Consider the following 16,560-nt stretch of genomic DNA (forward strand, 5'->3'; position numbering starts at 1 on the left):
GGAGGCCTCGCCATGTCCACACGTGTACCCGAAGTCGCCCGAAAGGCGGCCTTTGCCCTGACCGCATCGACCGCCCTGCTGCTGAGCACCACCGCCTGTACCGGTCAGGCGTCGTCCTCCGGCGCGAGCGACGACGCCTCCAAGGAGCAGACCATCACCTTCTGGCACGCCTGGAGCGCGCCGAACGAGGTCAAGGGCGTCAAGGCGCTGGTCGCCGGCTTCGAGAAGGCCCACCCCAACATCCACGTCCGCGTCGTCGGCAACATGACCGACGACAAGATCAACCAGGCGCTGCGGGCGGGCGGCAGCAAGGCGCCCGACGTGATCTCGTCCTTCACCACCAACAACGTCGGCAAGTTCTGCTCCTCGGGCGCCCTGGTCGACCTCGACCCGTTCTTCGAGAAGTCGGGCATCGACCCGGGCACCACCTTCCCGAAGGCGATGAACGAGTACACCCAGTACGACCTCGACCGCTGCGCCGTGCCGCTGCTCGGCGACGCCTACGGCCTCTACTACAACAAGACCGCGTTCGAGAAGGCCGGCATCACCAGCCCGCCGAAGACCTGGTCGGAGTTCGCGACCGACGCCAAGAAGCTGACCATCACCCAGGGCGACACGTACAAGCAGCTCGGCTTCATGCCGAACTACCACGGCTGGGAGACGACGACCGAGCACTACATGGGCCAGTTCTCGCCGACCTACTTCAACAAGTCCGGCAAGTCGACGATCGCCACCGACCCGGCCGTCGCCGACGCCCTCACGCTCCAGAAGAGGCTCGTCGACGAACTCGGCGGCTTCAAGAAGCTGGAGAGGTTCCGGGCCGGCCTCGGCGACGAGTGGGGTCCCAAGCACCCCTTCCACACCGGCCAGGTGGCCATGCAGCTGGACGGCGAGTGGCGCCTCGGGATGGCCCTGGACGCCAAGCCCGGCTTCGAGATCGGCGTCGCCCCGCTGCCCGTGCCCGACGACCAGGCCGGCCAGTACGGCAAGGGCTACATCACCGGCACCATCGCCGGCATCGCCGCCACCAGCAAGAAGCAGAACGCGGCCTGGGAGTTCGTCAGGTACATCACCACGGACACCGACGCGGTGGTCGGCTTCTCCAACGCCATCCACAACGTGCCCTCCACGCTGGCCGCCCTCAAGTCCCCCGACCTGAAGTACGACCCGCGCTTCAAGACCTTCCTCGACATCGCCGCGAACCCGAACTCGACCACCTCCCCGGCCTCGGTCAACGGCGGCGTCTACCTCACCACCATCCAGCAGCTCGGCTACGACTACGAGAGCGGCAGGCTCACCGACCTGCAGGCCGGCCTGAAGAAGGCCGCCGCGCAGATCGACACGGACATCGCGCAGGCGAAGTAGCCATGAGCGCGGTCACCTTGCGGGCGAAGCGCCGGAAGTCGGCGCTTCGGACCCTCGCCTTCCTCTCGCCCTGGCTGATCGGCTTCGCGGTCTTCTTCGCGTACCCGATGATCTCGACCGTCTACTTCTCGTTCATGCACTACGACGGCTTCAGGCCGCCGGCCTGGAGCGGGGCGAAGAACTGGACGTACGTCTTCGAGTCCTACCCGTTCTTCTGGCCCGCCCTGCGCAACACCCTCTGGCTGGTCGTGATCATGGTGACCCTGCGGGTCCTGTTCGGACTCGGCGTCGGGATGCTGATCACGAAGATCAAGACGGGTACCGGTGTCTTCCGCACCCTCTTCTACCTGCCCTACCTCGCCCCGCCGGTGGCGGCCACCATGGCCTTCGCCTTCCTCCTCAACCCCGGTACGGGCCCGGTCAACTCGATCCTGGAGAGGATCGGCATCCCGGCCCCGGGCTGGTTCAACGACCCGGACTGGTCCAAGCCGGCGCTGACCCTGCTGGCCCTGTGGGGCGTCGGCGACCTGATGGTCATCTTCATGGCCGCGCTCCTCGACGTACCGAAGGAGCAGTACGAGGCGGCCGAACTGGACGGGGCGTCGCCGTGGCAGCGGTTCCGGTACGTCACCCTGCCGAACATCTCGCCGATCATCATGTTCGCCGTCGTCACCGGCGTGATCGGGGCCATGCAGTACTACACCCAGCCCCTGGTCGCCGGAAAGGTCGCCTCGGGGGTGATCCAGGGCGCGGGCACCCTGTTCGAGCCCGGCTACCCCGAGCACTCGACCCTCACCCTCCCCCAACTCGTCTACAACCTCGGCTTCCAGCGCTTCGACTACGGCTCCGCGTGTGTCGTCGCCCTGGTGCTGTTCGCCCTGTCGATGGCGTTCACCGCGCTTCTGATGCGGCGCCGGGGCGGTCTCATGCAGGCAGGTGACTGACATGACTCACGTACTGGACCGGCCGGTGGAGGCGCGGACCCCCGCCTCGCCCGCCGGGCGCACCGCGCGCCGCAGGGCGCTCCTGGAATGGATCGCGGTCCACTCCCTCGGGGTGGCCGCGGCCCTCTTCTTCACCCTTCCCTTCGTGTTCGTGTTCCTGACCTCGCTGATGAGCGACTCCCAGGCGCTCAGCCGGGACCTGGTCCCGCACACCTGGGAATGGGCCAACTACCGCAAGGTCTTCGACACCCCCGGCTTCCTCACCTGGTGGAAGAACACGCTGCTCTACGCCGGACTGGGAACGGTGTTGACCGTCGTGTCCTCCGTCCCCGTGGCGTACGCCCTGGCCAAGTTCCGCTTCCGGGGCCGCAGTCTCACCCTCATGCTGGTGATCTCGATGATGATGCTGCCCCCGCAGGTGGTCGTCATCCCGATGTACCTGTTCTGGGCGAAGCAGCTGGACCTGTCGGGAACGCTGTGGCCGATGATCGTCCCGCTGGCGTTCGGCGACGCGTTCTCGATCTTCCTGCTGCGCCAGTTCCTGATGACCATCCCGAACGAGTACGTGGACGCGGCGAAGGTGGACGGCTGCGGTGACCTGCGCACCCTGCTGAAGGTCATCCTCCCGATGGCCAGGCCGGGCATCGCCGCCGTGGCGCTCTTCCAGTTCTTCAACGCCTGGAACGACTATTTCGGCCCGCAGATCTACGCCTCGGAGAACCCGGGCGCCTGGACGCTCTCCTACGGCCTGGAGTCCTTCAAGGGCGCCCACCACACCGACTGGAACCTCACCATGGCGGCCACCGTGCTGGTCATGGCCCCCGTGATCCTCGTGTTCTTCTTCGCGCAGAAGGCGTTCGTCGAAGGTGTCACCCTCACCGGAGTAAAGGGTTAACAAGCCATGAAACTCACCGTGGTCGGCGGCGGCTCGACCTACACGCCCGAACTCGTCGACGGGTTCGCCCGGCTGCGCGGCACCCTCCCGCTGGAGGAGCTGGTCCTGGTCGACCCGGCGGCCGAACGCCTGGAACTGGTGGGCGGGTTGGCGAGGCGCATCTTCGCCCGCCAGGGTCACCCCGGGCGCATCGTCACCACCTCCGACCTGGACCGGGCCGTCGACGGCGCCGACGCCGTGCTGCTCCAGCTCCGCGTCGGCGGCCAGGCGGCCCGCGAACAGGACGAGACCTGGCCCCTGGAGTGCGGCTGCGTCGGCCAGGAGACCACCGGCGCCGGCGGCCTGGCCAAGGCGCTGCGGACGGTCCCGGTGGTCCTGGACATCGCCGAACGGGTCCGCCGCGCGAATCCGGACGCCTGGATCGTCGACTTCACCAACCCGGTCGGCATCGTCACCCGCGCCCTGCTGCGGGAGGGCCACCGGGCGGTCGGCCTGTGCAATGTGGCGATCGGCCTGCAGCGCAGGTTCGCGGCGCTGCTGAACGTCTCCCCGCCGGAGGTCCACCTCGACCACGTCGGCCTCAACCACCTCACCTGGGAGACCGGCGTACGCCTGGGCGGCCCGGAGGGCGAGGACGTCCTGCCGGGGCTGCTGGCCGGCCACGGCGACGCCATCGCCGCCGACCTGCGCCTGCCCCGGCCCCTCCTCGACGGCCTGGGCGTGGTCCCGTCCTACTACCTGCGCTACTACTACGCCCACGACGAGGTCGTACGAGAACTGCGGGCGAAGCCTTCCAGGGCGGCGGAAGTGGCCGCCCTGGAACGGGAGCTGCTGGAGCTGTACGCCGACCCGGCGCTGGCGGAGAAGCCCGGGCTGCTGGCCAAGCGCGGCGGCGCGTACTACTCGGAGGCCGCGGTGGACCTGGCGGCGTCGCTGCTCACCGGGACGGGCAGCCCGTACCAGGTGGTGAACACCCACAACAACGGCACGCTCCCCTTCCTCCCGGACGACGCGGTGATCGAGGTCCAGGCGGCGGTGGGCTCCAAAGGCCCCTCCCCGCTCCCGGTGGCCCCCGTGAACCCGCTCTACGCGGGCCTGATGGCGAACGTGACGGCGTACGAGGCCCTGGCCCTGGACGCGGCCCTGCGCGGCGGCCGCGACCGGGTCTTCCAGGCCCTCCTCGCCCACCCCCTGATCGCACAGTACGAGTACGCCGAAGCCCTGACCGACCGTCTGATCGCACACAACCGGGAGCACCTCGCGTGGGCCTGACCGCAAGCGTCCTCGCCATCGACGCGGGCAACAGCAAGACCGACGTGGCGGTGGTGGCGGCCGACGGGGAGGTGCTCGCCACCGCCCGCGGCGGCGGCTTCCGGCCGCCCGCGGTGGGCGTCACGGCGGCCGTGGACACGCTCGCCGGCACCGTCGCGCGCGCGTACGGCTCCGCCGGTGTCACCTCGGTGACCCATGTCTCCGCCTGCCTCGCCAACGCCGACCTGCCGGTGGAGGAGGAGCAGCTGGCGGCCGCGCTGCACGCCCGCGCGTGGGGCACGACCGTGGAGGTCCGCAACGACACCTTCGCCATCCTCCGCGCCGGCGTGCCCGACCCCCGGGGCGTGGCCGTCGTCTGCGGCGCCGGCATCAACTGCGTCGGCATGCGCCCCGACGGCCGCACCGCCCGCTTCCCCGCCCTGGGCCGCCTCTCCGGCGACTGGGGCGGCGGCTGGGGGCTGGCCGAGGAGGCGCTGTGGCACGCGGCCCGGGCCGAGGACGGCAGGGGCGGCGACACGGCCCTGGCCCGCACGCTGCCGGCCCACTTCGGCCTGCCCGGCATGTACGCCCTGATCGAGGCACTGCACCTGGCCCGCATTCCGGACGCCCGCCGGCACGAACTCACGCCGGTCCTCTTCGCGACGGCGGCGGAGGGCGACACGGTGGCCCGCGGGATCGTCGACCGCCTGGCGGAGGAGGTGGTGACGATGGCGGCGGTGGCCCTGACCCGGCTGGAGCTGCTGGAGGAGGAGACGCCGGTGCTGCTGGGGGGAGGTGTCCTGACGGCGGGTCACGGCCGGCTGGACGACGGGGTGCGGGAACGGCTGGCGGCACGGGCGCCGAAGGCGGTGGCGCGGGTGGTGCGCGCCCGCCCCGTGCTGGGGGCGGCGCTCCTCGGCCTGGACCGGCTGGAGGCGGGCGCCGCGGCACAGGAAAGGGTGCGCGCGCATTTCGACGCGGAGTAGGCGCCCCCCGGCCGCGGCCCCCACCCCCGGCGAAGGAACCGAACACACACCCGCAGCGTATTGATGAGCAGGGGTGACTGCGATCTGATCAAGATCCAGGGAAGCCGGTTCGCATTGTCACTCCCGCCAGCGATACTTGCGGCGAGGCATGACCATGGGGGAGGTCAACAACGTGGCAGAACCGGCAACACTCACTCCACCGCCGACCCGTCGTACGGCCTTCGCCGAGGGCGTCGACAAGGCGCGCGCCGCCGCGACCACGGAACCGGGCCGGCTGCGTGTCATCGGCGCCCTCCTCGCCCTCCTCGTGGTCGCCTTCGGGGCGGTCACCGCCTGGCAGACGGCCGACCGCGAGGCGGCGGCCGACGACGTGCTGCACAAGAGCCAGCCGCTCAGCGCCGCCGCGGCCGACATCTACCGCTCCCTCGCGGACGCCAACACGGCGGCGTCCAGCGGCTTCCTGGCGGGCGGGCAGGAGACGCCCGCCTCCCGGCAGCGCTACGAGGACGACATCGACAAGGCCGCCGCCAACCTCGTCACCGCCGCCAACAACTCCGACCCGGGCTCCCCCTCCGCCGCGGCGATCACCAAACTGAACAAGCTGCTCCCGGAGTACAAGGGCCTGGTCGAGCGCGCGCGCACCTACAACCGCCAGGGCTTCCCGGTCGGCGGCGCCTACCTGCGGTACGCGAACCAGAAGATGCAGGACGACATGCTCCCGGCGGCGGAGGACCTCTACCAGAAGGAGAACCAGCGCCTGGAGGACGACTACGCCGACGCCACCCCCTACCCCTGGGCGGCGATCGCGCTGGGCGTCCTCGCGCTGGCCGGTCTGGCCTGGGCCCAGCACCGCAACTACCGCCGGACGAACCGGGTCCTGAACCACGGTCTGGTCGCGGCCACGGCGACCGCCACCGTCGTGCTGCTGTGGCTCGTCATCGGCCACAGCGTGGCCCGCGCCGCCCTGAACGACTCCTACGACCACGGCGTGCGCTCGCTGAACGTGCTGCACGACGCGCGGATCGCCTCCCTCAAGGCGCGCGGCAACGAGAACCTCACGCTGGTGGCGCGCGGCGCGGAGACGGTGAAGGTCGGCAGCGGCACGGACGCGACGACCCTCGACAAGTACGACCACGACTTCACCGACGACATGGACGACCTCGGCAGCGGGCTCGCCCTGGCGGCCCGGTACGCCGACGACCAGGCCGGCGAGAAGCCGGTGACCTCCGCCGAGGGCAACATGGCGGTGTGGAAGAAGCGCCACACCGCGGCCCGCGCCGAGGACGACAACGGCAACTACGAGCAGGCGCTGGCCCTGGTGATCGGTGACAAGGGCGCGACCGCCGAATGCTTCGACAGCGTCGACAAGAACCTGGACCTCGCTCTCCAGCACGAACGGGCCGAGTTCCAGCAGGCGGCCGGCAACGGTCTGGACGCGATGACCGGGCTCTCGGTCGGCGCCGCCGTCCTCGCCGTACTGGGCGCGGCGGGCGCGGTCCTCGGCATCGGCCGCAGGCTGTCGGAGTACCGGTGAGAGGGGGCGTGACGATGCGTGCGCGACGTGTGCGGGACGGTCTGAAGGGCTGGGGCGGCGTCGGGGCGATGGCGGTCGTCTGCGCCCTCGCGCTGGCCTTCGTGCTGCTGCTGCCGCTGACCCAGCGCCAGGGCGACGGCTCCACGGGGCTGGGCGGCCCGCGGGTCGCCGCGGGCACCCAGGCGGCCGACGACGACTGCACGGACCCGGAGAAGCAGACGCTGTCGCCGTCGGGCGCGGACGGACCGGCCATCGCCGCGATCAAGGCCCGGCAGGGCGAGAAGCGCAAGCTGATCGTCGGCGTCGACCAGAACAGCTACCGCTGGGGCTACCGCGACCCCAACAACAGCAGCGCCCAGCTGGAGGGCTTCGACATCGACCTGGTCCACCGGATCGCCCAGGACATCCTCGGCGACCCGGAGGCGGTCCAGTTCAAGGCCATCCCGACCAACCAGCGCATCCCGGCCCTCCAGGAGGGCCGGGTGGACATGGTCGTGCGCACGATGACCATCACGTGCAGCCGTCTGAAGGAAGTCGCTTTCTCCGCGCCCTACTTCAAGACCGGCCAGCAGGTCCTCGCCCCCAAGTCGTCACCGGTCAAGGGCTACGACGACACCCTGGCGGACAAGAAGGTCTGCACGGCGGCCAGTTCCACGGCCAACGGGCAGCTGACCAAGGACCGCGACGCGGGCGTGATCCCCGGGAGCGTCGACCTCGGCACCGTCGTCCCCAACCAACTGGACTGCCTGGTACGGCTGCAGCTCGGCGAGGTCGACGCGGTGGTCACCGACGGCGCGCTCGCGGCGAGCCAGGCGGCCCAGGATCCGACCCTGGCGCTCAAGGGCGACCCGTTCACGACCGAGTACTACGGCGTGGCGATGAACGTGAAGGCGGACGACCTGGTACGCCGGGTCAATCAGATTCTCGTGGACTACCGCGCGAGCGGCTGGCAGACGTCGTACGACCGCTGGCTGTCGGCCACACTGGGGAGGGACGCGGCGACGTCGCGGCCGCCCTCGCCGCAGTACCTGCGCAAGAGCTGACGGGCCACCGGGGCGGGCAGCGAACGGACGAACGACACAGCAGCGGAGAGGTGATCGATGGGCGTCACGGGACCGCCCGGGCCGGTGATGGACCGGGACGAGGTCGACCGTGCGCTGGCGCGGCTCGGCGCGGAGCACGAGGCGATCGAGACCTCGCTCCTCGCCCTGCAGGACCACGCGGGCCGCCGGCTCCTCGAGGGCGCCGAGCTCACCGGCGTCACCAAGGAGCGCTGGGCGGCCGCGGAGGCGTCGATCACGCTGCTGTGGGCCTACTTCGACGCGTACACGGACGCGTTGCGCTCCGCGCGGGAGATCCGCTCGCGCCGCCGCTGGTCCAGCCGCGAGGACCTGGTGGAGCTGACGGAACTGCTGCGCGGCGAGTCCGTCACGGTCGCCGGCTCGGCCACCGCCACGGCGAACGCGCCCACGCTGCACGGCACGGGCAAGCTCAGCCAGAGCTTCTCCCTCGCCACCCTCGTCGACCGGATGAACGAGCTGTACGCCTCGTCGCTGGACATGGTCGTCGCCGCCGACGCGGTGTGGTCGGCGCTGCCCGCGCGGATCGATTTACTGGCCGCCGAGCTCCAGCGCACCCGCCGGCTCGCGCACTCCGTGGGCGTACGCCCGGGCGAGCACCCGGCGGGTGACGACCTGGAGCGCATCACGGGCACGCTGACCCGGCTGCGCGAGGAGGTGGTGTCGGACCCGCTGGCGTACTGGGTGCCCGCGCAGGGCAGTTCGGCGCCCGGCGGCGGCCGCCCGGACACCACGGTGTACGACCGCGAGGCCCGCGCGCTGGAGGACGTACGGCGGGAGATCGACGCCGTGCTGACGGTCCGTCAGGACGCCGAGCAGCGGCTGGTGAAGCTGCGGGACGTCCTCAGCCGCGCCGACCGCACGCTCGCCGAGGCGCGCACCGCGCGCGGTGAGGTGCTCGCCAAGATCGCCGCGACGGAGGTGCCGGTGGTCAGCGGCCCGCCGACCGTGCTGCAGGAGCAGCTGGCGACGGCCGCCGAGTACCGCAGACACGGGCAGTGGCACCGGCTGTCCCCGCTCCTGGAGTCCCTGGAGCGGAAGGCGGAGGACGAACTGCTGCGCGCCCGGGAGTCGTTGACCGCGGTCACCGCGCCGCTGGCGGTCCGCGCGGAGCTGCGCGGCCGGCTCGACGCGTACAAGGCGAAGGTCGCCCGGCACGGCCTCGCCGAGGACCCGTTCCTCATCGAGCGCTACGACGCGGCGCGCCGCATGCTGTGGAGCGCGCCCTGCGATCTGCGCGTCGCCGAACAGGCGGTGCTGCGCTACCAGCAGGCGGCCGCCGAACTGCTGTCCGCCCCGCGCGTGCCGGACCAGGGCGGGCCCGAGGACCACAGGGGGGAGCGGTAGCCATGAGTCAGGCAGGGCAGACATGTCAGCGGCCGGGCTGCGAGGGGTCGTACGAGGACGTGGGCGGCGGCGAGCTGTACTGCGACACGTGCGGCCTCGCCCCGGTCGTCTCCGCCGGAGGTCCCCCCGCCGGGGGAGGCCCGGTCGGCTCGTCCCCGACCGGGGTGACCCGCGGCAGCTCCAGCACCCCGGCCGGCTCGTCCCGTACGTCGTCGCAGTCGTCGAAGTCGCGCCGCTCGGTCTCGGGACGGCTCTCGCGCTCCCTGTCGGGCAGGTCGACGGGCCGTTCGGTGTCGGTGCGCAGCTCCGGCTCGTCGGCCGGTTCCTCCGGGCGGGCCCGGCTGGGCGTGGGCCTGGTGTCCGTGCCGCAGGTGCCGCGCCCCGACCCGCGCGCGATGGTGCTGGAGAACCCCGAGGTGCCCGAGCGCAAGCGGTTCTGCTCGCGCTCCGACTGCGGCGCGCCGGTGGGCCGCGCGCGCGGGGACCGGCCGGGGCGCACGGAGGGCTTCTGCACCAAGTGCGGCCACCCGTACTCCTTCGTCCCGAAGCTGAAGTCCGGCGACGTCGTGCACGGCCAGTACGAGGTCGCGGGCTGTCTGGCGCACGGCGGTCTGGGCTGGATCTACCTGGCGGTGGACCGCGCGGTCTCGGACCGCTGGGTGGTGCTGAAGGGCCTTCTCGACACCGGTGACCAGGACGCCATGGCCGCGGCCATCTCGGAGCGGCGCTTCCTCGCCGAGATCGAGCACGCCAACATCGTGCGGATCTACAACTTCGTCGAGCACCTCGACCAGCGGACCGGCTCGCTCGACGGCTACATCGTCATGGAGTACGTGGGCGGAAAGTCCCTCAAGGAGATCGCCAACGCCCGCCGCACCTCCGACGGCAAGCGGGACCCGCTCCCGGTGGAACAGGCCTGTGCCTACGGCATCGAGGCGCTCGAGGCGCTCGGCCACCTGCACAGCCGCAACCTGCTGTACTGCGACTTCAAGGTCGACAACGCGATCCAGACCGAGGACCAGCTCAAGCTGATCGACATGGGCGCGGTGCGCAGGATGGACGACGAGGAGTCGGCCATCTACGGCACGGTCGGCTACCAGGCGCCGGAGGTCGCGGAGACCGGCCCCTCGGTGGCGTCCGACCTGTACACGGTCGGCCGCACCCTGGCGGTCCTGACCTTCGACTTCCAGGGCTACACGACCGTCTTCGCCGACTCGCTCCCCGACCCGGACACCATCGACGTCTTCCGCCGGTACGAGTCCTTCTACCGGCTGCTGGTCCGTGCCACCGACCCCGACCCCGCCCGCCGGTTCGGCTCCGCCCAGGAGATGGCCGAGCAGCTCACGGGCGTGCTGCGGGAGGTCGTCTCGCTGCAGAGCGGCCGGGCCCGGCCCGCCCTGTCGACGCTGTTCGGACCCGAGGTGAAGGTCACCGACACCGAGCTGTTCCCGAAGCTGGACGGGGAGGTGTCACGGCTGGGCGCACGGGACGTCAGGACCCGTCGGGGGAAAGGGGTTTCCCCCGTCGCGGCGGCGTCCGGCGCCGCCACCGCGCAGGCCGCCACCGCCCGCGGTCTGGTGAGGACCGTCCCCGCGTCCCCCGCCGGCCTCGCGCTGCCCGTCCCGCACGTCGACCCCACCGACCCCAACGCGGGCTTCCTCGCCGGCCTGATGACCTCCGCGCCGTCCGAGCTGATCACGGCCCTCGCGGCCGCGCCGGCGCCGTCCGTGGAGACCCGGCTGCGGCAGGTCCGCGCGTGGCTGGAGAACGGCGACCACCAGGCCGCCCTGCAGTCCCTGGAGAAGCTGGAGGACGAACGGCCCGACGACTGGCGGGTCGTCTGGTACCGAGGCGTGGCCTCCCTGGTCACCGGCGACCACGAGGGCGCCGCGCTCGCCTTCGACGCGATCTACGACGCCTTCCCGGGCGAACCCGCGCCCAAGCTGGCGCTCGGCCTGTGCGCCGAGGTGCTGGGCCAGTTGGACAACGCGGCGGAGTACTACCGCCTCGTCTGGTCGACCGACCCGAGCTATGTGAGCGCCGCGTTCGGCCTCGCGCGCGTGCAGCTCGCGGCCGGGGACCGCCGCAGTGCCGTACGGACGCTGGAATCTGTGCCGGAGTCGTCCATCCACTACACGGCCGCCCGCGTGGCGGCGGTGCGGGCCCGGCTGCGGCAGCGGACCGCGGCCGCCGCCGACGTACCCTTCCAGGAGGACCTCACCGCGGCGGCGGCGCAGGTCGAGGCGCTGGACGCGTACGGGCTCGACCCCACGCGGCGGGAGCAGTTGTCCGCGGAAGTCCTCGGCTGCGCGCTGGACTGGATACTCTCCGGTGGCCAGGGTGCCGGCCCGGACGCCCGGCGGGCGCTGCTCGGCAGCCAACTCGACGAACGGGGGCTCCGGTTCGGCCTGGAGCGCTCGTACCGCACGCTGGCCCGGCTGGCGACCGGCGGTGAGGAGAGGATCGACCTGGTGGAACGTGCCAATCGTTACCGCCCCCGGACGTGGGTGTAGTTGATGTCCCAGATGCCCCGGCAGGCCGCCCTGCCGACGTGTCCGAGCTGCGCGGAGCCGCTCGACGCGGGTGACCGTTTCTGCGGCGCGTGCGGATACGACCTGTCGGTCGTACCGCCCCGCCCGCAGGACCACCCGACCCTCACGATGAACGGCGCGGCCGTGCCGGCTCCCCCGGAGGCGCTCGCCGGCTGGGCCACGCCCCCGGCCCCGCCCGCCGCCGGCGCCCCGGCCCCGCCTCAGGCCGCCGGTCCCGCCGGCTCCGTGCCCTCCCCCGGTTCTCCCGCCTCCCCCGCCTCCGGGGTGCGGTTCGACCGGCCCGCCGAGCCCGAGGAGTATCCGTTGCAGGCACCGGATCCGCGGGTCGCCGCCGAGGCCGTCACGGTGAGCGGGCCGGCCAAGGTCTGTGTGGCCTGCCGGGCCGGACGGGTCGACGACGACGGGTACTGCGAGAACTGCGGCCACGCCCAGCCGCGCGAACGCGACCACATGGAGCTGGAGTCGGGCCCCGTGGCCGCCGTCAGCGACCGCGGCCTGCGGCACCACCGCAACGAGGACGCCTTCGGCCTCGGCCACACCACGCTGCCCGACGGCTCTCCCGCGCTCGTCGCGGTCGTCTGCGACGGCGTCTCCTCGGCGACCCGCCCCGACGACGCCTCCATGGCCGCCTCCCGGGCGGCGAGCGAGTCGCTGCTGGCGGCCCTCCCCCAGGGCGCCCACCCGCAGCAGGCGATGCACGAGGCGATCGTCGCCGCCTCGCACGCGGTCAACGCGCTGGCCGACGAGCCCGCCACGGCCCGCGAGCACGCCCCGCACCAGAACTCCCCGGCCTGCACCCTCGTCGGCGCGGTGGTCACCTCGGGTCTGCTGGTCGTCGGCTGGGTCGGCGACAGCCGCGTCTACTGGGTGCCGGCCGACCGCGGCGCACCCCCGGCCCGGCTCACCGAGGACGACTCCTGGGCCGCCCAGATGGTGGCCGCCGGCCTGATGAGCGAGGCGGAGGCCTACGCCGACGAACGCGCCCACGCGATCACCGGCTGGCTCGGCGCGGACGCCTACGAACTGGAGCCGCACACCGCTTCCTTCAAGCCGGACCGTCCGGGTGTGGTGGTGGTGTGCACCGACGGCCTGTGGAACTACGCCGAGGCGGCCGAGGAGATGGCCGAGGTCGTCCCCCTCGACGCCGCCGTACGGCCCCTGCACTGCGCCCAGGTCCTCGTCGGTCATGCCCTGGACGGCGGGGGCCACGACAACGTAACAGTGGCCGTCGTACCGTTCCCCGCACCCCCGCAGGGGGCAGGAAACGCCTGAGGGCGCACACGGGGAAACCATGGGTGACACGCCCACGGGCCGGAGGGGACCGGTCCGTACCCAGCGAGGGGGATTCGATCAGGCATGGCCAATTTCTCGAAGTCGAACGTGCCGCAGTTCTCGGTGGACGTCTACCAGAACGAGTACCTGCCGGAGGACGGCCGCGAGGTCAACGCGATCGTCACGGTGACCGCGACCGGCGGCGGCACCGTCGGCGGCGCGGTCGCCGCACCGCACCTGTACGCGCCCGGCCGGAGCCCGTCCGCGGCCGTGGCGATCATGGTGGACTGCTCCGGTTCGATGGACTACCCGCCGGCCAAGATGCGCAACGCCCGTGACGCCACGGCCGCCGCCATCGACACCCTGCGCGACGGAGTGCACTTCGCGGTGATCGGCGGCACGCACGTGGCCAAGGAGGTCTACCCGGGCGGCGGACGCCTCGCGGTCGCCGACCCCACCACCCGGGAGCAGGCCAAGCAGGCCCTGCGCCGGCTGAGCGCGGGCGGCGGCACCGCGATCGGCACCTGGCTGCGGCTGGCCGACCGTCTGCTGTCCTCCGCCGAGGTCGCCATCCGGCACGGCATCCTGCTCACCGACGGCCGCAACGAGCACGAGTCGGCGACCGACCTCAAGGCCGCCCTCGACGACTGCGCGGGCCGTTTCACCTGTGACGCCCGCGGTGTGGGCACCGACTGGGAAGTGAAAGAAGTCACAGGGATCGCCACCGCCCTGCTCGGCACGGCCGACATCGTCGCCGACCCGTCCGGTCTCGCCGCCGACTTCACGCAGATGATGGAGACGGCGATGGGCAAGGAGGTCGCGGACGTCGCGCTGCGGATGTGGACGCCGGTGGGCACCACCATCAAGTTCGTCAAGCAGGTCGCGCCGACCGTCGTGGAACTGACCGACCGCCGCACCGAGGCGGGTCCGCGCGCGGGCGACTACCCCACCGGTTCCTGGGGCGACGAGTCCCGCGACTACCACGTGTGCGTCGAGGTCCCGGCCGCGCACGTGGGCCAGGAGATGCTGGCCGCACGGGTCTCCCTGGTCGTTCCGCAGCCGGACGGTACGGTCCACAACCTCGGCGCACAGGGTCTCGTACGGGCCGTGTGGACCGACGACATGGCCGCCTCGACGTCGATCAACCCGCAGGTCGCGCACTACACGGGACAGGCCGAACTGGCACAGGTCATCCAGCAGGGCCTGGACCTGCGCAAAGCGGGAGACATGGACGGAGCCACGGCCAAACTGGGCCGTGCCGTACAGCTCGCGAGCGTCTCGGGAAATGCCGATACTGCGAAACTGCTTGCGAAGGTGGTGGACGTGGTCGATGCCCCGACAGGTACTGTGCGACTGAAGGCGAAGGTCGCCGAGGCGGACGAGATGACCCTCGAGACCCGGTCCACAAAGACTGTTCGTGTAAAGAAGTGACGTAACCACTAGGTCACCGAAGGAGAGGGGGACGCGCCGACATGCCGACCTGCCCGAACGGACACCAGTCGGGTTCCGACGACTGGTGCGAGGTCTGCGGTCACCGCATGGCCGGTGCCGTACCCCCGCCCCCGCCGCCTCCGCCCACGGCCGGCGGCTACGGCTTCCCGCCCCCGCAGCCGACTCAGCCCGGCCCGCCCGGAGGTCAGCCCGCGGGCCAGCCGGGTGGCCGGCCCGGTGGGCGGACGCACCTGTCCGGTGCACCGGGCCACGAGCCGGAGCTCTGCCCGCAGTGCCGTACGCCCCGCGAGGGCGGCGCGCCCTTCTGCGAGGAGTGCCGGTGGAACTTCCTGACCAACACCGCGACCTCGTACACCCCGGCCGCCCCGCGCCCGCCGGCCCCCGGCCCGGGCGGACCCGGCGGCGCGGGCGGCCCGGGCGGTCCCGGGGCGCGCTTCCCGGCACCGCCCCCGTCGTTCGGCGGCGGTGACTCCTTCGAGTACCAGGGCTCCCGCCCGTCGCAGGTGAACCGTCCCGCCGAACCGATCCCGCCCGGCCCGCCCTTCGGCAGCGAGCCGCAGGGTCCCTCGGGACCGGGGGGTCCGGGCGCGTTCGGGCGCGAGCCCGGCGGTCAGGGCGGCCCCGGCGGCCCGGGTTCTTTCGGGCGTGAGCCCGGCGGTCAGGGCGGCGGCCCCGGCGCGTTCGGGCGCGAGCCCGGCGGTCAAGGCGGCGGCCCCGGCGCGTTCGGGCGCGAGCCCGGCGGTCAGGGCGGCCCCGGCGGCCCGGGTTCCTTCGGGCGTGAGCCCGGCGGTCAGGGCGGCGGCGCGTTCGGGCGCGAGCCCGGCGGTCAAGGCGGCGGCCCCGGCGCCTACGGGCGCGAGCCCGGCGGTCAAGGCGGCGGCCCCGGTGCCTACGGGCGCGAGCCTTCCGGTCCTCCGAACCCTCCCGGTCCTCCCGGTGGTGCCTTCGGGCGGGAGCCCTCCGGCCCCGGTGGCGGTGGCCGGCCCTCCGCCGACCCCTTCGGGCGCGAGCCGTCGGGTCCGTCCGCGGACCCCTTCCGGCGTGAGCCCACCGGCCCCGGTGGCCCCTCCGGGGGGCCGGGCGGTCCCTCCGGCTTCGGCGCCGACCCCTCCCGTCCCGTCCCGCCGCCGCCCGGCCAGGGTGGTCCGGGCGGTCCTGGTGGACCCGGTGGTCCCGGTGGTCCCGGGATACCGCAGGCCTTCCAGCCGCCCGGTCCGTCCGGTCCGTCCGGTCCCTCCGGCTACCCGCAGGAGACGGGGCGGCCGCAGCCCGGCGCCGGGCCGTTCGGCGGTGCCGACGACGACTGGGTGATCTCCCCGCCGTCGCACCACGGTCAGGGCCAGGGCCCCGGTGGCCCCGGCTCCGCCCCCCAGGGCGGCGGCTACGGCTACCCGCAGCCCGGCTCCACGCAGGCGCCGCCCCCGTCCGGCCCGGCGTTCCCGCAGCAGCCGGCCACCTGGACGGCGACGATCGGACCGGACCGCGCGTACTTCATGGCCATGATGCAGCGCTCGGGTCCCGAGGCCGCGGGGCTCAACCTGCCCGCGTACTCGCCCGAGCAGCAGCGCACGCTCACCGGCAACCAGGTCACCATCGGCCGCCGCCGGCACTCCACCGGCGAGACCCCCGACATAGACCTGTCGGTGCCGCCGGAGGACCCGGGCGTCTCGCACCAGCACGCGGTCCTGGTCCAGCAGCCGGACGGCACCTGGGCGGTCGTCGACCAGAACTCGACGAACGGCACGACGGTCAACGGCGGGGAGGAGCCGATCCAGCCGTACGTCCCGGTGCCGCTGCAGGACGGCGACCGGGTCCACGTGGGCGCCTGGACGACGATCACGATCCGCCGGGGCTGACCTGCCCGGAGGTGTCCGGGGACGGGG

General features: G+C 72.7%; 12 protein-coding genes. All 12 read left to right on the forward strand.

All coding sequences use genetic code 11. The annotated features are described in order from the left end of the window. Window positions 1-12 precede the first annotated feature (12 nt). The 12 genes from ACFY30_RS31185 to ACFY30_RS31240 all read left to right on the forward strand — a co-directional run bounded on the left by ACFY30_RS31185 (window position 13) and on the right by ACFY30_RS31240 (window position 16,533). Entirely contained in the window at window positions 13-1,365 is a 1,353-nt protein-coding gene (locus ACFY30_RS31185; RefSeq protein ID WP_390848488.1) for an ABC transporter substrate-binding protein, read from the forward strand. A gap of 2 nt (window positions 1,366-1,367) precedes the next feature. Continuing rightward, window positions 1,368-2,309, forward strand: a complete 942-nt coding sequence (locus ACFY30_RS31190; protein WP_390848489.1) for a carbohydrate ABC transporter permease — start codon at window positions 1,368-1,370, stop codon at window positions 2,307-2,309. Window position 2,310: 1 nt separating this feature from the next. Beyond that, window positions 2,311-3,204: a carbohydrate ABC transporter permease gene (locus ACFY30_RS31195; protein ID WP_390848490.1), complete on the forward strand. Its 894-nt coding sequence runs from the start codon at window positions 2,311-2,313 to the stop codon at window positions 3,202-3,204. 6 nt (window positions 3,205-3,210) lie between these two features. Continuing rightward, a complete protein-coding gene (locus ACFY30_RS31200) occupies window positions 3,211-4,476 on the forward strand; it encodes a 6-phospho-beta-glucosidase (protein ID WP_390848491.1) in 1,266 nt (421 codons plus the stop codon). Beyond that, on the forward strand, window positions 4,467-5,441 hold the full coding sequence (locus ACFY30_RS31205) for an N-acetylglucosamine kinase (RefSeq protein ID WP_390848492.1): 975 nt from the start codon (window positions 4,467-4,469) through the stop codon (window positions 5,439-5,441). The genes ACFY30_RS31200 and ACFY30_RS31205 overlap by 10 nt, the downstream gene beginning before the upstream one ends. Before the next feature lie 172 nt (window positions 5,442-5,613). Beyond that, entirely contained in the window at window positions 5,614-6,975 is a 1,362-nt protein-coding gene (locus ACFY30_RS31210) for a hypothetical protein (RefSeq protein WP_390848493.1), read from the forward strand. Window positions 6,976-6,989: 14 nt separating this feature from the next. Beyond that, window positions 6,990-8,018: a glutamate ABC transporter substrate-binding protein gene (locus ACFY30_RS31215; RefSeq protein ID WP_390848494.1), complete on the forward strand. Its 1,029-nt coding sequence runs from the start codon at window positions 6,990-6,992 to the stop codon at window positions 8,016-8,018. Window positions 8,019-8,075: 57 nt separating this feature from the next. Next, complete coding sequence (locus ACFY30_RS31220) at window positions 8,076-9,401, forward strand: hypothetical protein (RefSeq protein WP_390848495.1); 1,326 nt, start codon at window positions 8,076-8,078, stop codon at window positions 9,399-9,401. Window positions 9,402-9,403: 2 nt separating this feature from the next. Continuing rightward, window positions 9,404-11,914, forward strand: a complete 2,511-nt coding sequence (locus ACFY30_RS31225) for a tetratricopeptide repeat protein (protein ID WP_390848496.1) — start codon at window positions 9,404-9,406, stop codon at window positions 11,912-11,914. Window positions 11,915-11,917: 3 nt separating this feature from the next. After that, window positions 11,918-13,225, forward strand: coding sequence for a PP2C family serine/threonine-protein phosphatase (locus ACFY30_RS31230; protein WP_390848497.1), 1,308 nt, complete (start codon window positions 11,918-11,920; stop codon window positions 13,223-13,225). An 84-nt stretch (window positions 13,226-13,309) separates the two neighbouring features. Beyond that, window positions 13,310-14,656: a VWA domain-containing protein gene (locus ACFY30_RS31235; RefSeq protein ID WP_390848498.1), complete on the forward strand. Its 1,347-nt coding sequence runs from the start codon at window positions 13,310-13,312 to the stop codon at window positions 14,654-14,656. 41 nt (window positions 14,657-14,697) lie between these two features. After that, complete coding sequence (locus ACFY30_RS31240) at window positions 14,698-16,533, forward strand: FHA domain-containing protein (RefSeq protein WP_390848499.1); 1,836 nt, start codon at window positions 14,698-14,700, stop codon at window positions 16,531-16,533. Window positions 16,534-16,560 lie beyond the last annotated feature (27 nt).

It is taken from the genome of Streptomyces sp. NPDC000345 (assembly GCF_042898825.1).
Taxonomy (GTDB): Bacteria; Actinomycetota; Actinomycetes; order Streptomycetales; family Streptomycetaceae; genus Streptomyces.